Here is a 23,755-nt window from a genome sequence, read left to right as displayed (position 1 = left end):
AAAGCGCCGTGCGCGCCTGGGTGGAGCCAAACAAGCCCGAACGCGTCGAACCGAAGAACCGAACAAAAGGCCCTGGATGGCGCAAGACGCCCTACGGCGAGCGCGCCCTAGTATTTGATACGGAAACCACGACAGACACCGCCCAGCGCCTTCTCTTCGGCTTCTTTCGGCTATACATCCGGGATCGAATGGTGCAGGAAGCGATGATAGTCTCAGATCTGCTGGATCAATCCGAAATGGAATGCGTAACCGAATACGCCGCGCGATGTAATCTGAAGCTGTACAGCCGCGAGCAATTCGTAGAAGACATGTTCTACCCGGAGGTCTATCTGCGTGGAGCGGTCTGCGTCGGCTTCAATCTCCCATTCGATCTGAGCCGGATCGCCTATCTTGCTCGATGCGGATCCGGGCGCAATCGCCGCAAGTTCACATTCGCCTTGAGCCGTCGCTTGACGTGGCACGATCTTCGAATCGAATCTCCATCTGGGAATGCCGCCTTCATCGGCTTCACGCCGAAACGTAAACTCTACGACTGGGAAACGCCATTCTTCCATGGGCGCTTTTGCGATCTCAGCGCCGTCACGCGAGCCTTTACCGGAGAACGGCATAGGCTCAAAAGCGCCGGGAAAGCATTCAATGCATTCACCCACAAGATGGAAGCGCCCGAACTTGGATCGATTAGTCGCGCGGCATTGACCTACGGCCGTCAGGACGTGCGAGCCACCTGGGCATTGTACAGAGCGTTGCGCGAGGAATATTCGATGCATCCCTTCGCGACGTTTGCGAACGAACGAAGAAAGCCGAAGCATTCGCGCTACATGGGGCGCCTGTACTCGACGGCCAGCGTAGCGAAAGCCTATCTGCAACAACTAGGCATCGTTCCACTGCTCGAAAAGCAACCGGACTTCTCGCCCGAGCATCTCGGCTGGTTTCTTTCTGCGTACTTCGGTGGGAGATCAGATGTGCGCGTTCGCAAGACGGACGTTCCGGTTTGGGTGCTCGACTTCACCTCGATGTACCCGACGATCTTTTGCCTACAGCGGCTCGACAGAGTGTTGACTTCCCCGGTAATCGACCTGGAAGACGCAACAGCCGACGTGACGGCCCTTGTGGCCCGAATGGATAGCGGTAGCCGCTACATCTCGCTGTTCGATCCGAAGATCTGGCCGAAGCTCAACTGCTTGGTCCAGCTGGACCCGAACGGCGCCATCTTGCCGATCCGCATGCGCGAGAAGGACAAGGACCCGTATACGATTGCCGTGTCGCCCATTCGGACGAAGGAACTGCGCTGGTATACATTGGCCGATGTCCTGGCGGGAATGCTGCTTGGCGGACCATCGCCGACCATCCACAAAGCGATGCGCGTCGTCACCAGAGGCAAGCGCCGTTCGAAGACGGTCTTGTTTCGCAACAAATTTCCGTTGCGTTCGAGCCAGCCGTTTTTCAAGACCATTGTGGAGGAACGCCAAAAGATCAAGAATGATCCAGAAGCGGACGAAGCCCTGAAGCCGTTAGAGATGGGACTCAAGCTGTTCCTGAACAGCGGCTCATACGGAATATATGCTGAGGTCAACGTGAAGCCCGGAAACACGCGCAAGACCGTAACACCGGGCACGGTGTTCTCGGACGAGATTTTTCCATCGCCCAATATTCACGATGAACGGCCCGGCAGCTATTTCAATCCGATCATTGCAACCCTCGTGACCGGCGGCGCCCGCTTGATGCTAGCAATGCTCGAATCGGAAGTCACCAAACGAGGCGGATCGTTCGCGTTCTGCGATACCGACAGTCTGGCAATCACCTGCGGGCCGGACTGCCCGAAAGACATTCCCGCGATCTCGGAGGCAGAAGTCGAAGAGATTCGCGAGCAGTTCAACGCCCTTAGTCCCTATGACCGTTCGGTCGTTCCACATCTACTTAAGAGAGAGCATCCGAAGCATCCGAACCTTCGATGCTTTGCAATCTCAGCCAAACGGTATGTGCTATTCAAATGGTTGCCCAATCGACGTATCGAGATCGTGAAAGCGATGGAAAGCGCGTTGGGAGCAATCATCGGACGAACGCCGTCCGAAACAACGAAGAACCTCGCGCGCAATGCCTGGCTCAAGATCCTGATTGACAATCTGAGGGTGAGTAAAGCGCAACGAGAGGAATCAAAAGCCCTGATCGACTTCGACCTTCCGATGCGACGTAGGTTCCCCATCAGCCAGCCGGCGATCTACCAACGCATGAAAGCATTCAACGAAGGTTGTTCCTACGATCAATCCGTCAAACCATTCGGATTCGTACAGTCGGTAACGCCAGACACTCAACTTGGTCCCAAGGATATATTGCCGATTGCACCACGCGAAGACGATGCTCATGCATCGATGAAGCTGCAATGGATCGATTTCCGAACGGGCAAACGCATTGACCTCGACTGGTTCGGAACGGGGCACGCCGATACCATCAGCGTGATGCGGTTGGATAAGTATATTGAAAAGTATCAGATGCATCCCGAAGCAAAGGCTGCCGATCAGGATGGGAATCCCGCAGGAGAGCACACCATCGGATTGCTTTCACGCCTCGCAATCGAGTCGGTTCCGGTTTCACACATCGGAAAGGAAGTTGATCGCCTCGACGCAGATCGTGGATCCAGTTTAACCTTCGTTCTGCCCATCGAGTACGAGCGCGACGACCTGGCCGAGTGCATCGCCCTTTTGGCTAAGTTGCCCCAGAGGGAGATCGCTGCCGCGCTCCAGATCTCGGAACGGGCGTGGCGCAACATCGTTAAGCGCTTTTCCGAACCGCGTTGCGAGACGGCGCGTCGGATCAAGGCTCTGGCGGCACAGCGCTGGATTGAGTAGCGCAAGGTCCACCGCAACCCACAGCTGGGCACTCCGATTGCCGTGGGCATCTTAGCTGTACGCAACCGGCGCGCCTTACCGGTGCCTGGATCTGATAGCAGTGGCGCAAAATCCAACCTTCCACCAGTCGACTTGACAAAGTTTCCCAAAGAGTTGATACTGACTACTAGATTCGTAGTAGTCACTCTCGGAGGAGCGGTGCCCCGGAAGAAATCTCTCGTGCTCAGCGATCACGAAATACGCTTGATGGAGGTGCTGTGGGCTCGCGAGCGCGTGACTGTCGGCATGGTGGTCGTTGCACTGCCCCCGCCACTGCTAGCTTACAGTACCGTGTTGACGACGTTGCGCACGCTGGAGAACAAGGGCTATATCGCCCACGAAAAGATAGCCAGGGCCTACGTTTACTATCCTCGTGTTACGCGCGACAAGGCAGCTTGCTTTGCGGTTGCTGATGTTGTCAATCGATTCTTCAACGGTTCACACATCGCACTTGTAGCGTCGCTTCTCGATGATGCTCTCCATGTGAACGCATCCTTACCCGAGCCCCGGCTCGAGGTCTCGCTCCTTGAATACTAGCTTCATAAAATTTGGGGTCTCTTGAATCACAGACAGGCGATTGTAGTAGCATTGTTGCTGTCAATTAGCGTTGTGGCGGTCCAGGAAGCAATGGCCGACTCTTTGACAGTCCCTTCGGCGCTCACGCCGCAGATGAAATCTCACGTCGATGCGACGATGAACGCGGCGTTGATACGCCAGGGAGTTCCTGGTGCTTCGCTTGCGATCGCCCTGAACGGCCGAGTCGTCTATGCGAGAGGGTACGGCGTTCAAGACCTTTCTTCAAAGACAGAAGCAAGTATTCAGACGATCTATCCCATCGGCTCGAATACCAAACAATTTACCGCCGCCGCCATCTTACTTCTGCAGCAGCGGGGCCAACTCGCGTTGGACGATCCTTTATCAAAGTACGTGCCTGAGGCTCCGCACGCGAACGACATCACGCTTGCACAGCTCCTGGGACAAGTCTCCGGACTGCTAGACTATACGCAAACGCCTGAGTTTGGGAAGAACTCCTCAAGGAGCACGACGCCACGCGCGATGCTCGCGACGATTCGAGATTTACCGCTTTCATTTAAACCCGGCACGAGTTGGCAATATTCCAACACGAATTACCTACTGCTCTCCATGGTGATTGCAAAAGCATCAGGTGAGCCGTACCAGACGTTCGTCCGCAACGAGATCCTAGAGTCTGCTAACCTTCATACGGCCGCGTTCGAGAGCAACTCGCAAACTGCACCGCACGAGGCGCTTGGATACAGCTCATTCGCAATGGGGACGGCGCACGAGGCTGCTCCGACTGACTATAGTTGGTTTCAGGGAACGGGAGATCTCATGATGAGCGCGGCCGACCTTGCCCAATGGGATATCGCGTTAGATTCCGGTGCCGTGATTTCGCCAGAGTCATTCGAAAAAATGTCTACGCCAAAAACCTTACCAGACGGGACGAGCACCGGATACGGTTACGGGCTTGGTGCCGGTAACTCTTTTATCGGTCACGCTATAGTAGGGCACCTTGGTGGTTTCTCAGGTTTTATTAGTGAGGATATTACTATCCCGTCCGACCATGTCGCAGTGGTCTTGCTGAGCAACAGCGATACCTTCAATCCCGTCCCTATAGCGCACGACATCATCGCCGCGATCTACGCGCAGCCGCTACCTCACAGTCCGTCAAAAGCGTTACCGCATAGCGAAATCGAAGAGCAACAAGCTCGCGCGTGGTTAGAACGCGCTCTTGGCGGCAGGATCAACGCGACAAACGCAGATCCTGATTTTATGAGCTGGATAATGCCGTCGGCGGCGGCACAAGCGTCAGTCACAGCCGACTTGAGAGCCTTAGGTGACCGTCTCGGCGCACCAATCTCGTTCCAACTTGTAAGTCGCGACAGCCCGCCGGGTGTGCAGTCTTTTGAGTACCACGTTACATTTCCAAGGGACGTAGTCGATTTCCAGTATGCAGTGACTTCATCGGGCAAGTTGGATTATCTCGCATTTGCACCAGCCTACGATTACTGACACATGCACGTTAGATCGATTTAAGTGGTGAGGCCAGCCAGTCTCGCGGAGCGGCCTTCACGTGTCGGTCGCTCGGAGTAGTCTGGTTTCGCTCGTTTTGGATTGCCCCACTCCGGATTGACGGGCGTTCCGTACCGGGCGCATACTCGGTCTCGACGAGTCCCCGCACCCAATGCGATCTCTTTCGAGCGTTAGGAGTTTTACAAATGAACCGACCAGCCGCACAGGCCGCTATCGCAACGGCTTTCGTACGTTTTGGCGTGAGTCTTAGCGCGGCGGCTGCGTTGCTTGCGGGCTGCGGCGGATCGCAACCCCCGCTCGGCGCCTCGCCGCGAGGAATGGCGTCCCAGCAATCGCGGCCGGATAAGGCGTACGACATACTCCACGAGTTCGGCAACTCGCCGGGAGACGGAAAGAATCCGGTTGCGAGCCTTATCAACGTCAGAGGTATACTCTATGGTACGACGCTTACCGGAGGCTCGCATCTTTACGGGACGGTCTTCTCCATCACAAAGAGCGGTCAGGAAACCGTGCTGCACAGTTTCGGCACGCCCGGCGACGGAGTGAATCCCATGGCGAGGCTTCTTAGCGTCAACGGTACGCTGTACGGCACGACAGCCGACGGCGGGAAAAACGACTCGGGTACCGTCTTCAGTATCACAAGGGCCGGAAAGGAAAAAGTGCTATATAGTTTCGATTCCGCATACTCATACGACCGAAACGACGGCACGTTCCCTTTTGCAGGCTTAATCGATGTCGATGGCGTGCTCTACGGAACCACCTATGATGGTGGCTCTCATTGTGTCACTCGGGCCTGCGGTACGGTTTTTAGCATCACGACCCGCGGTAAGCATAACGTACTGCACAACTTTGGCGCAGGCACCGACGGCGCGAACCCTGCGGCAGCCCTGGTCAACGTCAACGGCACACTTTACGGCACGACGTACTATGGTGGCAAGGGCGGCTATGGAACGGTTTTTAGTATCACCACGGCTGGAAAGTATCATCTGCTATACAGCTTCGGGACAAACGAAAATGATGGTGGAAATCCTATGTCTGACCTGATTGACGTGCAAGGCACGCTCTACGGCACGGCGTCGGGCGGTGGCTCAGGCGGCGCGGTCTTCAGCGTCACTGCCGACGGCACAGAAAAAACCACCCATAATTTCGGAGGACGAGACGGCAGTGGACCCCTCGCGGGCCTAATCGAAGTAAAGGGCTTGCTCTATGGCACCACCGCAATGGGCGGCGCAAAGAATCGAGGCACGGTCTTCAGCGTTACCACGGGCGGCGAAGAGCATGTGCTGCACAGCTTCCGCGCCGGAGGTGGCGTGAACCCTCAAGCAGGCCTGCTTGAAGTAGGTGGCACGCTATACGGCACGACGTATGGTGCCCGCCAAAGTACGCACGGGAACGTCTTTTCATTAACGCCTTAAAACGCGGATAGATCATTCGCCGGTTTAGATAAAGAGAACTCGACATGGCTTCGCGATTCGCGGGCCGTGTTTACTTGCCACGGACTCGATTCGGCGGCCGCAGCGCAAAACGCCAAGTGCTCATGGCATTCGCGGATACCTCGTACTGGGTAGCGTTGCTGAGCCCCAGAGAAAGTCTGAATGACATCGCGAAGGTCCTGACGGCAGAGTTGCAAGACAAAAAAGTCACCCTTGTCACAAGTTCGTACATCGTAGCCGAGGTTCTCGATCGATTCTCGAAATATGGAGCCGCAGTGCGCGCCGCGGCAAAGTCTCTAGTAGACGATCTGAGAATCAGGACCGACGTAGTTTTCGTAGAGGGAAGCCCAGACTACGTCGAGCGCGCGTTGCAGAGATACGAAGAGTACAAAGACAAGATCTGGAGCTTTACCGATTGTTCCAGTGTAGTCATTATGCTTGATCTAGGCATTACGGACGCTGTGACATACGACAGTGACTTTGAGCAGGCATATTTCATAGCCATGATGCGCCACTAGTGAAAGATAGATCTCAAGCCTTCCCTATGATGATGCGACTCTGCGAGGAAACGTGAGTCGCGTACCCTTTGTAGGAACAGACCTGACCTCGTTTAGCAAGAGCGCACTAGTCCTTGCCTACATCGCTAACGATCTTCTTACCAAAACCTATGACTATCTAATAAAACTTGAAGAACTCGGTCATGTCGTTAGAGACCTAGATTTTGAAGGTCACCTCTAATCGAGTCTCTTGCGTCTTAAGACAGCGGCCCGTCCGAGGATGAGCCTCGCAAAGATTTAACAGCTGTTTCACATTGCGCTCTGAGACCGTCACAGCATAGATCGCGGAAAACAAATGAGGCATTTGCTCTTGACTGCTCGACCATCACGGCTGTCGGCGCTCGGCCGTGTATTCGGCAATTAACGTCAGCGAGTCGAGCCGTTAGTAAGGCCACTAAGTTCTCTGCAGCCATTTTGTGAAAATTGTTTTCCATCTTGCCCACGAATGCTTCACGGGAGACCTCTCTACCGTCAATTTCATATTTTATTGAAGCGTCAAACATACGGCGCGAGTTCGACGCTGCATAGATTAGTCCGGTGCTTTTGCAAGGGTCGGAAGGTCAGTCGGTAGAGCGGCCGGGCGGATCAGAGTTCCGGAAATGTTTGATCCCGACTGCGAGAGGGACCGGAAGTTTGAAGCCACTTTGTAATATCCCTCTGCGAAACCCATCGTGTCCATCAAACATTGATTGGCGACGACGCCATCGACGTTACGCCCCGCGTCTTCGGGGTGTTCGCGCGCGTGTTGTGCGATGCCGCCGGCGATTGCTTTGGCGATGTCGGGCATCGACATGCACGATCCGTCGCCGGTTTCGAGTCCACCACCATCCCCGCCGCCGTGATCGACCAGATCGATCCACGTCTGCTTGGCACCGTTGGCTTCGGCGTTATCGAGCGTGCGGGAAACGAAGCGCGCGAGCGTGCCCTCATCGCTCATGTCGTCGGGCGCTCCGCTGTGCACGTTTCCGATGGATCCGTCTGCAATCGTGTACCGGTCGGTGTGCAAGTCTCCGCTGTGACGCGACGTCGTATCTTCGACGGTGAAATCGATGCGTTCGTCGCTGCGGCTCGCGGCCAGCGCTTGCGATAGCGTCGCACCTTGAATGTCGTCGAGATTGTTGTCGCCGTCGCGGTAGATACCGAATTCCAGCGATCGGCGTGACGGTGTGATCGTAACGTTCTGCAGCATAAAGCCTCCTGACGCAAGTTGTCAGGAAGCTTCTGCTTCGTTCGCGACCGCTGGCTAGGGGTTAGTTTTGGTTACAACGCGCTGTCGGGGCTGGTGGCGACGCCGAAGGCGGCGCTCAAGCTATTGCTGTAGGTCTGAACCGGAACGCCCTTCGGATAGGTTATTTCCGAAACCGCCGGGGCGAACGGAGCGCTGATGAACAGGTGCTTATTGGCGGCGTCTAACGCGACTGCATACGCCGCAGTAGCCGAGTAGGTTGTCGACGGCTTCGTTGCACCGGACGGAAAGACGTACACGATGGCGTCTTCCTGGTCGGCGATCAGCAGCTCGCCTTTCTTGTCGATGGTCATGCTGCCGGCGTACCCGAAGGCGATGTGGATGCCAAGATTCGTCCCATTGGTCGATCCGGGCGCGAATTCGAGCACTTCGATGTCGCCCTGTTGCGAATCGTTGTACGCGACGTACAAGTTGTTGCTCTTGTCGAGCGCAAGGCCGGCCGGGAACGTGCTAAACGGAATGGTTTGCGTCGGCGTCTTCTTGCCTTTGGCGTATTCCAAGACATCTCCATCGAAGCTGCCGTTGAAGTTCGACACGTACACCGTTCCGTCGGTCCCAGCAACGACGTATTTCGGTGAACCCGCACCGGTGAGCGTCTTAGAAAGTTTGGTCTTGCCCTTAGCGTATTCGGTCACCGTACCGGCGCCGAAGTTGCAAACGTACAGCGTACCCTTCGGATCGACGAACGCTCCGTCGGGGGCTGAGATGCCGTCGGTGATTTGGCCGACCGGCTCGGGGCTCGACGATTTCTTCGTCGAGAAGATCGCGATTCGCTGATTGAACTGATCCGAAACGTAGAGCAGGCCTTTGCCGGCTTTGGCTTCGGGCGAAAGCCAGCCGGGCGCGCGAACCGCCGCGCCGCTCGCCGGCCGCGCGCCGAGGACGCCGTTTTGGGAAAGCGATTGAGGTTGCGATTGCGCCACCAGTGGCGATGATGCGGACTGCGAACAGCCCGATAGCAGGGCGGCGACGCCCACTGCGTACGCCGCGGTTGGTAGTGTGCGTAACGACATCGCGGTTGCTTCGCCTGTGGCGGGAGCGTACCTATGCCTACGGTTACTCGGGAACCGCGTTTAGACTCGCCGATTCCAGCCGAGAAGCGCGGCAAGATCTTTGATTTCATCCGTCCGTTGGGGCCGCGGCGACAGGTTGTTGGCAACGAGCAAATGTTTGAGTCGTTGATACGCCGGTCCGTCTGGGCCTGCGATTTCCAGAGCGGTTTCGGCAGAACGCCGGGCGGCAGCGTTCTCTCCTTGCAGACCCAGGCTTCCAGCCCGCACGCGATGCGTCCACGAACGAATGCGAGCGTCGGACGAATCGGATTCGCGTTCGACCATCGCGCAAATCGCTAATGCGGCTGCCGGTCGCCCCAGCAAATTCGTCGCTTCGGCTTCGAACAAGTGCGACGCCCACCACGCGTGCGATTGCGCGGTCGCTTGCGTTCTGCTTTCGCGCGCCAGGGCGATTCCGGCGCTTGCATCGCCGCGATCGATGGCGATGCCGCTTAGCATGCTGAAGATTGGTGCGACCGGGGCGCCGATGGCTTGGTGAAGCATCAGCGACTCTCGTGCTAATCGTTCGGCCTCTTCGTAGCGCCGTTCCGAGCGGGCGATCCCGGCCAGCAGCAACAGCGACGATGAAATGTCGTCGACGAAACCTTGTTCCATCGCGAATCGATAGAAGGCGACGCAGATCGCGCGCGCTCGCTCCGCACCCGATCGCCCGTCGATAGCGAGCATAGCGTCGACGTTGAGATACTGTTTGCGTGTCAGCGTTGACACGGCGCCGGACGCGGCGGCGGGATTCCGCGCGTGTGTCCGGATGGCTTCCCGCAGCTTGCCGAACTCGAAATAGAGAAACGTCAGCGAGGTGTAGCAATAGCTGCGCATGTCGGCGTCGATCGACATTCCGTCGTCTCGCACTCGAAACTCCTGAATACAGCGCTCCAGCAAGGCGGCGGCTTCGGCAGATCGGCCAGTGTCTCGAAGCTCTGCTGCTCGACCGATAGAACGCCATGCGGCCGCCTCGGCTGGGTCGCCGCCTTCGCCGATGAGCGCCGACAATTTCCGGGCTGCGTCCACGTGCCCGTCAGCGGTCAGCGAAACAGCTGCTGCCAGCCTCCAATCGCCGATCGTGCGATCGTCGCGGACTCCCGGACGTTCCTGTAAAAACGTTGCGACGCGGCGCCGTGCCTCGTCGAGATCGCGATAGAATTGCCGGCGCGAGATTGCCAAATCGCCGACGACCGATTTGTGTGGTTCGTTGGCTAAATCGCAGCGCGTAACGATGGCATGCAGACGCTCGCCGCGAGGTTCGTGGCGAAGGCGCCGCAACGCGTCAAAAACGGCGCGCCCCGACGGATCGTCGCCGTCGCGGCCTATTCCAGCACTGCGGATAACGGCGGCTACCGCGTTCGAAGAACGCATGCTGTCGCCTGCGACGGCCCCCCTAGAAAACCCTACCGGCCAAAGCGGGCTGTGGTATCATCCAGGCTATGCTTGGGCCGCGACGACGTGCAGCCGTCGTCATCGCGATTTTCCGTACCGCGCCGCACGGTATCGTCTTTGTTGAGCGTGCCGCTCATTTACGCGATCATCCCGGTCAGATCGGATTACCGGGTGGCGGCGTGCATGCCGAGGACGCGACGCTTGCAGACACCGCCGTACGCGAACTCGACGAAGAAGTCGGCATCGATGCTTCGCGCGTGCGGCTGGTCGACGAACTGCCCGTGATCCGCCAACGCATCGCCAATAACTTCGACGTCACGCCGTTCGTTGCGGTAGTCGAGCCCGGCGAACTGCGCATCGACGCAAGCGAAACGGCCGGGGTCTTCGTGGTGCCGCTCGTGCGCGTGCTGGCATTTGCCGGTCACGAATCGTCCATCGATTTTGAAGGCCGCCGCATTTGGGGTTTGACGGCACGGATTCTACACGAGTTCGTCGATCGTTGGAACGATGGCGGATCCGGGCGCGTGCTCGAGCACCTCACGGTCGCGGGTCACGACGGAGGCGGCGAGGCTGACGGGCATTCTTTCAGCAGCGTGTAGCCATCGGCGCTGGTGTGGTCCATAACGTAGCGCACGATCGATGGCTCCGCATCGCGCTTGTCCGGCGGCGGCTGTTGAAATGTTGTGGGGAAGTTCGGATCGTCGCGGTTGCGGCGCGACCACGGATTAGCTGCTTCGCTCGGATAGTACCACTGATAATCGAGTGCGATCGACCCCGTGCCACCGTTCGAATAGTGAACGGTCATCGCAATGGTGACGTAAAATCCGCCGGTGGCCGCATCGTATCGCGATCCTTCGGGATCGGAAAAGGTCACGAACCCGCAGGGCTGCGCACCGCCGGTTCCGTTGCCGCCGCGATCGCCGCTTCCCGAACCACTCGCTCCGCCTCCGCCGGTTCCGGTTTGCGAACCGCTACCGGCGCCGCTTCCGCCCGACGGTAGGTCGACCTCCGGGCGCGCGTGGGCCGTCGATCGAACGATCGGACGTAGCGATCCGGCCCTGAGAGCCGGCGCATGCCGCACGTGCACGTCCGTTGGCGGCGTCGAACGCGCCGGTCGCGCTCCTATAACCGGCGGCGCCGTCGCCGTAGCAATCGGTGACGGCGTTGGGTTCGGGTGCCGTTCGATGCGAGCGAGCGTGACGGGCGCGACCGTTTCCGGGCCTAGATTCGTCCGCAGCGCCGGAACGATGGACGCGACTGCTCCATGCAGTGCGAACGCTCCGATGGTCGCGGCAAGCAACCGTCTCGCGCCGCGGTTAAGCCGGAAAGGCACGCCGATGCGCTCCTCGAACCCCGCACACCGTGCCAGTCGACGCTTTTATTCGAACGATTCCGGATTTTCCGATTCCGGGCATTATGTTCCACGACATTACCCCGTTGCTCAAGGATAAACTAGGATTCCGGGACGCAATCGACCTGTTCGTTAAGCGGTTCGAGAATCGTGGCGTCAGCTGGGTCGTCGGCATCGAAGCGCGGGGATACATCTTCGGCGCGCCGTTGGCCTACGCCATCGGCGCCGGTTTCATTCCGATTAGAAAACCCGGTAAGCTTCCGCACGAGACGCTGACCGAAGAATACGCGCTGGAGTACGGCACCAACGCGCTGCAAATTCATGCCGATGCAATACCACGCGGCGAACGCGTCGTGGTGGTCGACGATTTGCTGGCTACCGGCGGCACGGCTGCTGCGACGGGTCGTCTGCTCGAAAGGATGGGCGTGACGGTGGAAGCCTTCGCATTTTTATTGGAGCTGCGCGGCCTGGGTGGACGCGAAGCGTTGACCGGCGCGGAAGTGGTATCGTTTATTGAACGTTAAAATGACCCGGTTATGGGCGGTGCTGCTGATGCTGGCCGCCGTCGCTATGCTGCCGTTGGTAACGGTAGCGCGGCCGTCGGCAACGCCGACGCCTGCACCGACACCGACGCCCGTTGCAGATCCGCAAATCACGAAGATCGTGCGCCAACAGTTTGTGGCCTGGCAGGCCGGCAGTATCAATCTGAAGCTCTACGCGCCGGAAGTGTTGCCGAAACTTACACAAGACAAAATCGACCAGACGTCCCATGCTCTAGAGGGTCTTGGGCCGCTCATCGACACCGTCTACATGGGACCGTTTTCCGCGCCCGATATTCCGCCGGAAGCGCGCGGTTATATCTATCAGATGCGCTGCTCGGCCGGCAACGTGTATCTCTGGATGATTCTCGATTCCGACGGCAAGATCGCGACCATTTTCTATAAGGACAAATTCGACGTCGAAACGGTCGAACGTCCCGGCGAACCCGGTGCGTCGGCCGGAGCATCGCCGCCGCCACCGTAGCTTCTGCTACTCACTAGGGAGGATCACGAGTTGTCTACTTTTCCAACAGCCCGCCGCACCGCGGCGGGCGCTTTCCTTATCGCGCTGATGATGGCCGGCTGTTCCGGCAATAGTATCGCTCCAACCGGTTCCAGTGCCGGCGCCGGCAACTCTGTGGCCGGCCAACGTAGATCGTTGAGTCAGTATCGCGCCCTTTCGAACGGACAGGGGATACGATTGGAGGCATCCCCCGCATTAATCCGCGGCTGGATGTCACCTGAGGCAAAAACCGATAGTAACGCAATCTATTGGGGCAACTATGATACCAACACGATCACGATTTACTCGTCGAAAGGTGTCAACGGTAAAGAGTTGGGCCAGATAACGACCGGCCTCAGTAACCCGGAGCGACTCTTCGTCGATAAGAACGGCAGCGTCTATGCTACCAATATCGGCAACAATACCGTCACCGCATACAAAGCCGGCGCAACGACGCCCTTCTTGACAATCAGCACCGGCATCGACGGTCCAACCGGTCTGACCGTCGATGCGGCCGGAACGGTGTACGTTGCCAACGTGAATACCGATACGATTACCGAATATCCCAAAGGCAAGACCGCTCCGTCGATTACGATCGATGCATCGGCCGAATATCTCGCAACCGACGCCAACGATAACCTGTACGCCGCCGAGTACCCGAACGTCGAGGAGTATGCGAAAGGCTCTAGCAGCGGCACCAGCCTGGGTTTGTCCATTGGATCGCCGGGTGCTCTGGAAGTAGACGGCAAGGGCACCATCATCGTCCTCGACGAGAGCAACGACGATCTCGACTATTTCCCGGTTGGAAAGACGTTGCCGTCGAAGCAAGTTGCGCTGGGGGGCTTCCCCTTCGGGATCGCTCTGAGCAAAAACAACAAGCAGATCTACATAAGCAACTCAGAAGGCTCAAACTTCCTCGTTCAAACGCTCAGGTATCCGAACGGCACGGCGCCGAAGACCAAACTGAGCACGAACGTCGGCGGTTGGCCGATCTCCGTTAACCCCAACAACGTCCTCGGAAAATAAGAGCAAAACGCGAGATGCGGGCCGGTTTATTCCGGCCCGTGTTCTTAAAAGCTGGCGATTTTTCGGTTCCGCGCTATAATGGGCGGAACCGTTATGACCATTCAGGAGCTGACCGACCGCGTTCGGCGGTACGACCCTGACCTCGACGATGTGCTGCTGCGGCGCGCGTATGAGGTAGCCGATGCTGCCCATGCGGGCCAGCACCGTGCCTCTGGGGAGTCGTACATCGAGCATCCGCTGGCCGTCGCGGGCGTGTTGGCCGAGCTGGAAATGGACCGCGAGACGATCGCTGCGGCGCTGCTGCACGATGTGGTCGAAGATACGTCGATCACCAACGAACAGGTTGCCTCCGAGTTTGGCGACGAGATCGCGCGGTTGGTGGAGGGCGTGACGAAACTCACGCGCATTCCGTATCAATCGAAGGAAGACGCGCAAGTCGAGAACCTTCGCAAGATGTTCATGGCGATGGCTCGCGATATTCGCGTCATCATCATCAAGTTGGCAGACCGCTTGCACAACATGCGCACCCTGGCCAGCCTACCACCGGCCAAGCGCATTTCGATCGCTCGCGAAACGCTCGATATCTACGCTCCGATCGCGCATCGTTTAGGCATTTGGAAGATCAAGTGGGAAATCGAGGACGATTGCCTGCGTTATCTGGATCCCGAGGCCTATCGCGATATCGTCGAGCGCGTTGCGAAGACGCGCAACCAGCGCGAAGCCGACGTCGACTCCGTCATCGATCGTTTGCGCGGCGAGTTCGGCGAGATGCACGTCGAGGCCGAAATCCAGGGCCGTCCGAAACATTTTTATTCGATCTATACCAAGCTCAAGAGCGGTCGCGACTTTTCGACGATTTACGATCTCACGGCGATCCGCATCATCGTCGATAGCGTCAAGGATTGTTACGCCGCGCTCGGCGCCGTCCACGCGCTTTGGACGCCGTTGCCTGGACGATTCAAAGATTACATCGCGATGCCAAAGCCAAACATGTATCAGTCGCTGCACACGACCGTCGTTGGTCCGACCGGCGAACCGCTCGAGATTCAGATCCGCACGCTCGAGATGCATCGCACCAGCGAATACGGCATCGCCGCGCATTGGCGTTACAAAGAAGGCGGCAAGGCCGACCAATTCGAGAATAAGCTTTCCTGGCTGCGAGCCTTGCTGGAATGGCAAAAAGACATGCGCGACTCGCGCTTGTTCATGGAAAATCTCAAGCTCGACCTCTTCGATTCGCAAGTGTTCGCGTTCTCTCCACGCGGCGACGTGTTCTCGATGCCGGCCGATGGTACGCCCCTCGATTTCGCCTATCTCGTGCATACCGATGTCGGCAACCATTGCGTCGGCGCCAAAGTCAACGGGCGCATCGTGCCGCTGGATTCGCAACTAAATAACGGCGATATCTGCGAGATTCTCGTCAACAAGACGAGCGGTCGACCATCGCTCGACTGGTTATCGATCGTTAAGACGTCGAGTGCAAAGCATAAGATCAAGCAGTGGTTCCGCAAAGAACGGCGCGAAGAAAACGTGCTGGCCGGACAAGAAGCGTTAGAGAACGAGTTGGCACGCGCCGGCGTACGCGTCGATACGGCGCGCGGGTCGCTGATCGAAACCATCGCGCACCGGCTCAACTGCGCGACGCCGGCAGATCTCTATGCGGCGATCGGCTTCGGCGACCAATCCGCGCAGGCAGTGGTCAATCGCATTCGCGACGAGCTCAAGAGCGACAACGTGGTCGATCTTACGAAAATGGCGCGACGCCCTGCAGCACGCCGCAGCACGCGCCGCTTGAGCGGCGTGCGCGTCGCGGGCATCGACGACATGCTGGTGCGGCTATCGAAATGTTGTTCGCCGGTACCGGGCGATCCGATCATGGGCTACGTGACGATCGGACGCGGCGTGAGCGTCCATCGCGCAGATTGCCCAAACGTCGCGTACATGAACGCGACGCCCGAGCGTATCTTGCAAGCGCAGTGGAACGTCCAAGAAGAGGTATTGCATTCGGTCGATATCGAGGTCGAAGCCGAGGACCGCGCGCAGCTACTGCAAGATATTATGAGCGTGTTTGCCGAGTTCAAGACGCGGGTCAGCTCGGTGACGGCGCGGGTCCGGCGCGACCGGGTAGCGGTGACCAGCCTGACGATCCAGATCCACGACTTGGACCACCTGCACAAGATTTTGATGCGCCTTCAGGGCCTGCCCGAGGTCCGTCGCGTGTATCGGGTGACCAAGCGCGAGCGGGTCGCTCCCTAGCTTTCCCTGGACGGACCGTTGCGCGCCATGGGGGCATTGCTGCCGCCCGGAAGCGTGTGATAGGATTCGTAGGTTCCGGGACCGGCTTTAACCGGCCCGATCCGACCCGCTGCCCGCCGCGTGGGCGGGCCGCCCGCTTGCCGGGTGTCCGCAGATGGGATCACAATGACCGACTATGAAGTAACGTACATTCTCCGCCCCTCCCTCGAAGAGAACGAGGTCGAGGAGCGCTCCAACGCAATCGCCGACATCATCCGCAATCAGCAGGGCGAAGTCGTTGGCATCGAGCGCATGGGCAAAAAACGTCTGGCCTATGAGATCGATGACGTGCGTGAGGGGAACTACGTCGTTATGCAGTTCAAGAGCGACGGCGCGGCCTCCAAGGAACTCGAACGGCTGTTGAAACTGCACGAGGATGTTTTGCGCGCGCTGGTCGTCCGGCTCGACGAGAAAATGATCCGGCACATGGCCGCGGTTGTTGCCGCAACGCCGCCGCCGCCGACACTACCCTACTAATAGCGAAAGAGAGAACGCGATGGCAGGTTCGTACAACCGCGTCATCCTGGTCGGCAACCTAACGCGCGACCCGGAGATCCGCTACACGCAGTCCGGCAAAGGCGTGACCAAGTTCACGCTCGCCGTTAACAACCCGCGCAACAAAGAAGAGACGACATTCGTCGACATCGTTGCGTGGGACCGCCTCGGTGAAACCTGCAACACGTATCTCAAGAAGGGCACGAACACGCTGGTCGAAGGCCGGCTCGTGATCCGCTCGTACGACGACAAGGACGGCAACAAGCGTAAAGCCACCGAGGTCGTGATCGACAACATGCAGATGCTCGGCTCGCGCACCGGTAGCGGCGGATCGGGCGAAGAAGGCGGCGAGTATAGTGGGGGCGGTAACGGCGGCGGTTACAACCGCGGAGCGTCGTCTCCGGCCGGCGCGGGTTCGTCTGGCGGCGGCGGTTTCGAAGGGGAGATCGAAGACGAGATTCCGTTCTAATGTTGTCTCACGGTGTCTAGCGATTTTCGCCTAGATACCGGTAAAATAGGTAGATAACGGTAAATGGCGTAGTCCGCGTCAGAAGCAAAAAGAGAGCCCTGAATCAACGGGGCTCTCTTTCTTGCTCCGGATCATTCGATTTTGCGTTAAGGATTGGAGGCGGAGCGCTCCGTTGCGTTTCTGATTGCTCCAAACTCCGACTTTGTCAAACCATCGGAGACGACGATGACTTGCTCCGTACCTAGGCGCCATTGCTCGGTCGCATACCCATGGCGCGAGCGATAGTGCGCCACAGCGGATTGCGAAATCGTTGCCGGATTCGCCAAGAATATCCACAGTTTATGACCTTTGCCGTCGTGTGGGTCCGCGAGAGCATACGTTATGACCAGTAAGCCGGTCCCGGCCATGTCGATCTTCACCGGTGTGGCGCCATTGGGTAAGCCAGTCGGGATAATGGCTTGAAAGTCGAGTTGCTTGGTCGCGTCTTGAATATCGGCTTCCGAATGAATCTCCCGCGACGAAAATTTTGCAGTGCCGGCCGAGACGACCATTCCACCCGACGGGAGGAAGGTCAGATGCGCCTGATGCGTCACCTCAGCGGCTGCCGCAATCGCGGCGATCGAGAAGCCCGTGACAAAGATTGCTATGATGGAGCGCCGCCGCGACGGGCGCCGCACAGGACCTCCGGTTGCGGCACGAATTGCCGCTAGCGGAAACGGGGGGGCTTCGATCCGGTCGCGCGCATCGCGACTCATGACCAATAGATCAGAGTGCATAGACCTCTTCGCCTTTCGAATGAGTGGATGAAGCGTGTTCCTTGAGGAGCGGTCGAAGTTTACGCCTTGCCGTGAGCAATCTAAACCGCACGGTGGCTTCAGGAATCCCCAGAATCCTACCGATCTCGCGGCTCGTGAGGGCTTCGAAATAATGGAGCACGATGACGGTGCGCAACTTATCGGACAGCGTCCCAAGGGCGCGCCACAGATCGATGAGATCTGAGCGATCATCGCAGTAGCCTACGTCCGTCGACAGCGTCATGGATGCCGCCTCTAGCTTTTTCTGCTTAAGCGCCTCGCGTACTACGATCCGATAGAACCAGGTGCGAAAGGCCTCGGGGTTTCGCAACGACGCAATGCTGCGAAACATGATAACGCATGCTTCTTGTGCGACGTCCTCGGCGCTCTGCCGATGAGGCAAGATCGCCACCGCGAGGCGATAGGCGTCGACCCATACGGCCTCGAGCAGCCGCTCGACGTCGGCCGGACCCCCGGAGCGGGCTGCCTCGATGATCTCTTTCGGTACCTGAGGCCCCATCATTTTTTCCTTAGTACAATATGTAACATCGACCTATAGAGCGCAAAAGGGGTTGAAGTGTTTGATTCGTCCGAGAAAGACGTTCAGCCGCTGATGCCGGAGCCTAATCTCGGCCACCCGTCTTAGGCCCGAGATACCGTGAAAATCCCGCCCCCTGGCTCAGATAGCGGTAAATCCGGGAATTCGTGAGACAGCCCCGTTCTAAAACAGCGAAATCTTGCGTGTTCCCAACGCTTTTTTGGAAGGGCTCGGTCTTGCGACCGGGCCTTTCTCTTTGTACGTTTGAAGCGAGGAATTAAAGGCGCGCCGGCTTCGCAACGTATCGAAACTGACCGGCGAGCCACTCGCACGTGCTGCCGTCGGCCATCACGAACGACTCGAACCCTTCGACGTCGGGATTGAAGTCGGCGTTCTGAACTTTGGTTGCAGGCCAATTCACCCGCGGCTCCTGCCGCGCCGCGGCTCGCGCTCTGCTATTGGAGAATTGGGGGGACTTTACCAGTGCGTTCAACGCCGCCGCGAGTCTTTTTGCATCGTCCACTTTGCTAGCTTAAGACGCGGCGACAAACATCCTCCGAATTGCGCGAGGCGCGCGTCCTCGGGCTACTACGCGCGCAGCACCCGTCTCGAAAAGCATCCGCGCTTTGCGTTATGCACGTCGATGAAGTCGACCGCTGGATCGGCAAACGATTTCAAAATCCCATCGCGTAACTCGGTACCGGGACGGTCAAAAACGATCGCGCGCTGAGAAGCCGAGACGTCATCACCTCCGGAGCTTCATCGACTCGATCGCACGTTCGGCTCGCTCCTTGGCGCACGTAAATCGCGTGCGACGTGATCCGCTCTTAGGACGACAAGGACGGAAACAGGCGCAAAGCCACCGTGGTGGTGATCCCCTTCTAATGGACTCGTTTGCGGTATCTATCGACTAGGTACCGGGTAAAATACGCAGATAACGGTAGATGCCGGAATCTGCCTTGGAGACACTGTGAAAAGCCCTGTATCAACTGGGCTTTTTTTCGTACGAAGGGCGACATGTTGGACGTATTTTTTCGAACTAGTAACATTTCGAACCATTTCGAGTCTCTATATCTATAATAGAACAAGAATCATCCACAAAAAAGGAGGCCTATGGGACAGTGGGCATCCCCAGAAACCGTCGCTCGCGCCGTTAACGGTAGTGAAAGCGCCGTTGAGGATTTAATTTCCGGAATTTGGCCTGGATGCTTTCGGCTAGCGGTTATGGTGACCGGCGACCGTGGCCTTGCCGAAGACGCGGCCCAGGAAACCTGCGTAATCGTGGATCGAACGATTCGCCGCCTTCGACGCGTCGAGGCCTTTGATGGATGGCTCTATCGCGTTGTGATGCGTGAATCGGCGCGCGTTCGGCATCGTCACGGCCGGGTTGCCGAAACAATTGAAGAAGTCACCGTTGCCGTCGATACGTTATCTCTCGACATCTGGCGGTCGCTCGCGGCGCTTTCTAGCGAGTTGCGCGAAGTCACCGTCTTATTTTACTTCGAAGGCCTCAGTGGTGAGGAGATCGCGGCCGCGCTGCGCATTTCACACGGCAGCGTGCGCGTTCGCCTTTCGAGAGCGCGCGAACGGCTTCGTTCGCTGCTGAGCGACTATGATGTCAAACCATATAAGACAACGTGGGAGGTTCAGCGCAATGCCATCTGATTTTGTAGAGGCCGGCCGGCGCTTGCAGGCGGCTATTCCGGTTCCGAAACTGCCCATCGCTTCGATCCGCGACCGCTCTCGAGCGAGACGCGCGCAGCATCGTTCGCATCTAGTCGTTGCTTGCGCACTTGTAGCGCTTGCGGTTCTTGGATCGGGTTCGGTCTTCGCAGCAAGGATGTCCGGCATGCGTATTTGGCTCTGGGGAAACAGCGAGACGGGGACGATCACCTCGTTTGCCACCATTACGCACCCGGCGCCCGAAGATCTGCGTAGAGTCGTCGCCGCCGCGACGTTTCCCGTCGTACTTCCGCTAGGCGTGCCGGAGGATTTGCATCTAAATCTTCTCGTCTTCTCCCCTGCAGACCATCCGAACGTCATCTTGGTCGAATATGAGAATGGCAAGACCGGGAGTGCATGGACTTGGACGCTGGCCGACTCGTCGGTGATCGAGCACGGCGCGAATCCTCTGCTTCCGAACGGCAGTAAGACGCCGGTCGCAACCGTGAAGCATTGGAGCGTCGGTGGTGAGACGGTCATTTTTTCGGATCGAAGCAATTTTGCAAGGCAAGCGCACGTCGAGGCCGCGATGCAGCACTCAACGCCTTCGGATAGTCTTGCACAGTCGCTGCCGAGATTGTACCGAGTCGAATCTCACCGCGGATATTCCGGCGTCGCCGATGTTGCCGACTCGGTCGCACCAAACGATGGGCGAAGCGTTTTAGTCGGTCGCGCATATCTTGGCGAGATTGCTGCTCTGGCTCGAGAGCGCAAGCCGTTGATTACCGATTCGCGAACGCGCGTCGTCGACAATCTTCCATGGATTTCGGGAAAGCCGGATTGGGCGCACCAATCGTCCCACGTAGTCAAAGAGGTTGCGGTGTCTGCAGACGGCGTGCGTGCAATTGCTGCCGTACTCGAAACGAAAGCGTGTGGAAGCGCTCCGCAGTTCACCTGTGAGATTCTCTTTAACGAGCGGAGCGGCCACGCATATCGGATCTGGGCACTGCCGCTACGGTCGCCGACATCACCTGTCAAATACACCGTCGACCGTACAACGCTTCGGGCGAAGCAAGAAATCTAAACGCTTGGGAGACGATCCCTGGTAGCCACCTTCCCGGCCCTTCTTTGAAACGGGTGGAGACAGGCAGGCGTTGAAGATTGGATTACTTTAGGAGAATTGATTTGACGATCGACGAACAGCAAGCCTACGAAATTGGAATCGAGGCGTACACCTATTTTTATCCGCTAGCATTGATGGACGCGACGCGGCGTCAAGCCGTCAACGTGGAAGCAGGTAAGGTCATCGGACGCGGACCGATGAACGCGTTTACGAGCGTGCGGTCGTTTCCGCCGGCCGATTTTCGCGATGTCGTGAGACCCAACTTTGATACGTTGTACTCCATAGGGTGGCTCGATCTTACGCGGGAGCCGATGGTCGTTTCTGCCGCCGACACGCACGGACGGTATTACATGCTCCCGATGCTGGACATGTGGTCGGACGTCTTTGCCTGCCCTGGAAAGCGCACGACGGGGACTGGTGCCGTACAATTTGCCGTCGTTCCGCCAGGATGGAGGGGGGAACTTCCCAGTGGTCTCGAGCGCATCGATGCCCCGACCCGATACGTTTGGATCATCGGTCGTACGCAGACCAATGGAACAAAAGATTACGAGGCCGTTCATGAAGTGCAGAATGGCTACGTCATCACGCCGCTTTCCCAGCTAGGAAAACCGCCGCAGCCTACGACGGTAACGATCGATCCGACGGTGGATATGAAAGCGGCTCCCATGCACCAGATCGAGGGCATGGCTGCGGACACGTTCTTCTCCTACGCGGCCGAACTCCTGAAACTACATCCGCCGCACAGTACGGACCAGCCTATTGTCGCGCGGATGCGGCGCATCGGCATCGAGGCCGGTCAATCGTTCGATCTCGGAAAGGCCGATACGACGGTTCGGCGCGCACTGGAACGCGCTGTGCCCGACGCTCTCGCCGCTATGCGATCGAAAATCCCTACACTCGCCCGCGTCGTGAACGCCTGGCAAATGAACACCGACACGATGGGAGTGTACGGAAACTACTATCTGAAGCGCGCCATCGTTGGAATGGTTGGTCTTGGAGCTAACCTACCGGAAGACGCGGTCTATCCGCTCAATCTCGGTGACGCCGATGGGAAGCCGCTGACCGGTAGCAACCGATACGTTCTGCACTTCGCTAAGGACCAAATCCCGCCGGTGGAAGCGTTCTGGTCGGTAACGTTATACGACAAGGAAGGCTTCCCGACAGCGAACGATTTGCATCGGAACGCGATCGGCGATCGCGATGCTCTGCAGTTTAACCCGGACGGCTCGCTCGATCTCTACATTCAACATGCGTCTCCGGGTAAGGAAAAGGAATCGAACTGGTTGCCCGCCCCCGCAGACGACTTCAACTTGACAATGCGTCTGTATGCGCCGAAAAGCCAGGTGCTAAACGGACAGTGGGCGCCGCCTCCGGTGAAACGCACGCAATAGCGTCTAAGCCCGAACGACTCGTCCGGAAAAGCACCCTCGCTTCGCGTTGTGCACGTCGATGAAGTCGACCGCGCGGTCGGCGAACGATTGCATAATCCATCCACGTAACTCGGCGCCGGGGAACACGTCGGCGTCGAGCATCATCCCGTCGGCAGAAAACGATCGCGCGCTGAGAAGCCGCGAGCGCATCACTTCCGGAATTTCATTCACGCGATCGTATGCCTGGTTCGCACCATCCAGAACGAAAATCGCGTGCGACGCCCGATAGGGCGACGGCTTATCCATATGCTCGTAGTTCAGCAAAATGGCCGTTTCGCCGATCTCGAGATCGCGCATTTCGATGCGATCGGGAAATCCCGGCTTCTCATCTACCACGTACCGACGCGCGCCTAAGGCCGAGAGCTCGTCATCACTTTTCCCGAAATATTCGGTAAACGCAGCCGGCTGGAGACCGATGATCCTAAAATTGCTCATACCAAAATTCTAGGCGTTTTCGATCCCCTCGACATTCCGATTCTTGCTGTCGAATCGCCGAGCGAACAGATGAGCTATGTGCTCGCGGAGCAACTTACGAGCGGCTTGGTGAATTCCCGCCGTGAAGTTCTCCGAAGGTGCGGGCAGAGAAGAGACCCATTGCGAGGGCGCCTAGTCCCGCAGCGAGAGCGTCCCACGCGCGTGGATCGAAATTCCCGACACGGCATATGAGGACGTACGCGAGCGTTAAATTGAAAAAGCCCCACAGCACATTGATGGTTGAAGACGATAGCCCTCGACCTGGCGGTTTCGCAAACGGAGTTTGAAACGCGCGACCCATCACGCCGCTTACGATATGCGGGATGCTGTTGGTCAAGAATGCGCCGCCGAGGAAATAGCCGACATACTGAAGCCACATGATCAAAGTGTTCAGTTAAACTTGCAAGTTTACCTGCTAATCTGATATGCTGGAATCC

24 protein-coding genes are annotated in these 23,755 nt (G+C 57.9%); 15 read left to right on the top strand and 9 right to left on the bottom strand.

Translation table 11 applies throughout. The features are described from left to right. Positions 1 to 8: 8 nt before the first annotated feature. From VGF98_09030 to VGF98_09010, 5 genes are all read left to right on the top strand, one after another. The gene (locus tag VGF98_09030) at positions 9 to 2,846 is read left to right on the top strand and encodes a hypothetical protein (protein ID HEY1681764.1); all 2,838 of its coding nucleotides are present in this window, start codon (positions 9 to 11) and stop codon (positions 2,844 to 2,846) included. 42 nt (positions 2,847 to 2,888) lie between these two features. Further along, entirely contained in the window at positions 2,889 to 3,422 is a 534-nt protein-coding gene (locus VGF98_09025) for a BlaI/MecI/CopY family transcriptional regulator (GenBank protein ID HEY1681763.1), read from the top strand. A gap of 21 nt (positions 3,423 to 3,443) precedes the next feature. Further along, positions 3,444 to 4,916, top strand: coding sequence for a serine hydrolase domain-containing protein (locus VGF98_09020; protein ID HEY1681762.1), 1,473 nt, complete (start codon positions 3,444 to 3,446; stop codon positions 4,914 to 4,916). Between the two features lie 206 nt (positions 4,917 to 5,122). After that, positions 5,123 to 6,352, top strand: a complete 1,230-nt coding sequence (locus VGF98_09015) for a choice-of-anchor tandem repeat GloVer-containing protein (protein ID HEY1681761.1) — start codon at positions 5,123 to 5,125, stop codon at positions 6,350 to 6,352. Between the two features lie 122 nt (positions 6,353 to 6,474). Then, positions 6,475 to 6,888: a PIN domain-containing protein gene (locus tag VGF98_09010; GenBank protein HEY1681760.1), complete on the top strand. Its 414-nt coding sequence runs from the start codon at positions 6,475 to 6,477 to the stop codon at positions 6,886 to 6,888. A 568-nt stretch (positions 6,889 to 7,456) separates the two neighbouring features. Here VGF98_09010 and VGF98_09005 read toward each other — a convergent pair. The 3 genes from VGF98_09005 to VGF98_08995 all read right to left on the bottom strand — a co-directional run bounded on the left by VGF98_09005 (position 7,457) and on the right by VGF98_08995 (position 10,599). Next, the gene (locus VGF98_09005; GenBank protein HEY1681759.1) at positions 7,457 to 8,116 is read right to left on the bottom strand and encodes a hypothetical protein; all 660 of its coding nucleotides are present in this window, start codon (positions 8,114 to 8,116) and stop codon (positions 7,457 to 7,459) included. 71 nt (positions 8,117 to 8,187) lie between these two features. Beyond that, the gene (locus tag VGF98_09000; GenBank protein ID HEY1681758.1) at positions 8,188 to 9,186 is read right to left on the bottom strand and encodes an SMP-30/gluconolactonase/LRE family protein; all 999 of its coding nucleotides are present in this window, start codon (positions 9,184 to 9,186) and stop codon (positions 8,188 to 8,190) included. A gap of 60 nt (positions 9,187 to 9,246) precedes the next feature. Continuing rightward, complete coding sequence (locus VGF98_08995; protein HEY1681757.1) at positions 9,247 to 10,599, bottom strand: hypothetical protein; 1,353 nt, start codon at positions 10,597 to 10,599, stop codon at positions 9,247 to 9,249. Positions 10,600 to 10,667: 68 nt separating this feature from the next. Here VGF98_08995 and VGF98_08990 point away from each other — a divergent pair, with 68 nt between their 5' ends. Beyond that, complete coding sequence (locus VGF98_08990; GenBank protein ID HEY1681756.1) at positions 10,668 to 11,219, top strand: CoA pyrophosphatase; 552 nt, start codon at positions 10,668 to 10,670, stop codon at positions 11,217 to 11,219. Here the strand turns inward: VGF98_08990 and VGF98_08985 are convergent. Then, positions 11,171 to 11,953 carry a hypothetical protein gene (locus VGF98_08985; protein HEY1681755.1) on the bottom strand — a complete coding sequence of 261 codons (783 nt, stop codon included), beginning with the start codon at positions 11,951 to 11,953 and terminating at the stop codon, positions 11,171 to 11,173. The two genes, VGF98_08990 and VGF98_08985, sit on opposite strands and share 49 nt — an antisense overlap. Positions 11,954 to 11,982: 29 nt before the next feature. On the opposite strand from VGF98_08985, the gene VGF98_08980 reads away from it, so the two are divergent. From VGF98_08980 to ssb, 6 genes are all read left to right on the top strand, one after another. Next, on the top strand, positions 11,983 to 12,495 hold the full coding sequence (locus VGF98_08980) for an adenine phosphoribosyltransferase (GenBank protein HEY1681754.1): 513 nt from the start codon (positions 11,983 to 11,985) through the stop codon (positions 12,493 to 12,495). Between the two features lies 1 nt (position 12,496). After that, the gene (locus tag VGF98_08975) at positions 12,497 to 12,994 is read left to right on the top strand and encodes a hypothetical protein (GenBank protein HEY1681753.1); all 498 of its coding nucleotides are present in this window, start codon (positions 12,497 to 12,499) and stop codon (positions 12,992 to 12,994) included. Positions 12,995 to 13,024: 30 nt separating this feature from the next. Continuing rightward, positions 13,025 to 14,038, top strand: a complete 1,014-nt coding sequence (locus VGF98_08970) for a hypothetical protein (GenBank protein ID HEY1681752.1) — start codon at positions 13,025 to 13,027, stop codon at positions 14,036 to 14,038. 93 nt (positions 14,039 to 14,131) lie between these two features. After that, positions 14,132 to 16,294, top strand: a complete 2,163-nt coding sequence (locus tag VGF98_08965) for a bifunctional (p)ppGpp synthetase/guanosine-3',5'-bis(diphosphate) 3'-pyrophosphohydrolase (protein ID HEY1681751.1) — start codon at positions 14,132 to 14,134, stop codon at positions 16,292 to 16,294. Between the two features lie 165 nt (positions 16,295 to 16,459). Further along, a complete protein-coding gene (rpsF, locus tag VGF98_08960) occupies positions 16,460 to 16,810 on the top strand; it encodes a 30S ribosomal protein S6 (GenBank protein HEY1681750.1) in 351 nt (116 codons plus the stop codon). 19 nt (positions 16,811 to 16,829) lie between these two features. Next, positions 16,830 to 17,297 (top strand): single-stranded DNA-binding protein, encoded by a 468-nt coding sequence (gene ssb / locus VGF98_08955; GenBank protein ID HEY1681749.1) that lies wholly within the window; start codon positions 16,830 to 16,832, stop codon positions 17,295 to 17,297. Positions 17,298 to 17,443: 146 nt separating this feature from the next. Here the strand turns inward: ssb and VGF98_08950 are convergent, their stop codons facing one another. The 3 genes from VGF98_08950 to VGF98_08940 form a co-directional block, all read right to left on the bottom strand. After that, a complete protein-coding gene (locus tag VGF98_08950) occupies positions 17,444 to 18,073 on the bottom strand; it encodes a hypothetical protein (GenBank protein HEY1681748.1) in 630 nt (209 codons plus the stop codon). Further along, on the bottom strand, positions 18,063 to 18,614 hold the full coding sequence (locus tag VGF98_08945; protein HEY1681747.1) for an RNA polymerase sigma factor: 552 nt from the start codon (positions 18,612 to 18,614) through the stop codon (positions 18,063 to 18,065). Before VGF98_08945 ends, VGF98_08950 begins: the two co-directional genes overlap by 11 nt. A 292-nt stretch (positions 18,615 to 18,906) precedes the next feature. Continuing rightward, positions 18,907 to 19,050, bottom strand: coding sequence for a hypothetical protein (locus VGF98_08940; protein HEY1681746.1), 144 nt, complete (start codon positions 19,048 to 19,050; stop codon positions 18,907 to 18,909). Between the two features lie 692 nt (positions 19,051 to 19,742). On the opposite strand from VGF98_08940, the gene VGF98_08935 reads away from it, so the two are divergent. The 3 genes from VGF98_08935 to VGF98_08925 all read left to right on the top strand — a co-directional run bounded on the left by VGF98_08935 (position 19,743) and on the right by VGF98_08925 (position 22,805). After that, positions 19,743 to 20,294 (top strand): sigma-70 family RNA polymerase sigma factor, encoded by a 552-nt coding sequence (locus tag VGF98_08935; protein ID HEY1681745.1) that lies wholly within the window; start codon positions 19,743 to 19,745, stop codon positions 20,292 to 20,294. Between the two features lie 184 nt (positions 20,295 to 20,478). Continuing rightward, positions 20,479 to 21,375 carry a hypothetical protein gene (locus VGF98_08930; GenBank protein HEY1681744.1) on the top strand — a complete coding sequence of 299 codons (897 nt, stop codon included), beginning with the start codon at positions 20,479 to 20,481 and terminating at the stop codon, positions 21,373 to 21,375. A gap of 101 nt (positions 21,376 to 21,476) precedes the next feature. Continuing rightward, complete coding sequence (locus VGF98_08925; GenBank protein HEY1681743.1) at positions 21,477 to 22,805, top strand: DUF1254 domain-containing protein; 1,329 nt, start codon at positions 21,477 to 21,479, stop codon at positions 22,803 to 22,805. A 3-nt stretch (positions 22,806 to 22,808) separates the two neighbouring features. Here the strand turns inward: VGF98_08925 and VGF98_08920 are convergent, their stop codons facing one another. Together VGF98_08920 and VGF98_08915 are read right to left on the bottom strand one after the other, a co-directional pair. After that, the gene (locus VGF98_08920) at positions 22,809 to 23,279 is read right to left on the bottom strand and encodes a DUF1203 domain-containing protein (GenBank protein HEY1681742.1); all 471 of its coding nucleotides are present in this window, start codon (positions 23,277 to 23,279) and stop codon (positions 22,809 to 22,811) included. Positions 23,280 to 23,373: 94 nt separating this feature from the next. Then, entirely contained in the window at positions 23,374 to 23,697 is a 324-nt protein-coding gene (locus tag VGF98_08915) for a hypothetical protein (GenBank protein HEY1681741.1), read from the bottom strand. Between the last annotated feature and the right edge of the window lie 58 nt (positions 23,698 to 23,755).

The sequence above is a fragment of the Candidatus Tumulicola sp. genome (genome assembly GCA_036490475.1).
Classification (GTDB): Bacteria; Vulcanimicrobiota; Vulcanimicrobiia; order Vulcanimicrobiales; family Vulcanimicrobiaceae; genus Tumulicola.
This window is presented reverse-complemented; position numbering and strand designations above follow the sequence as displayed.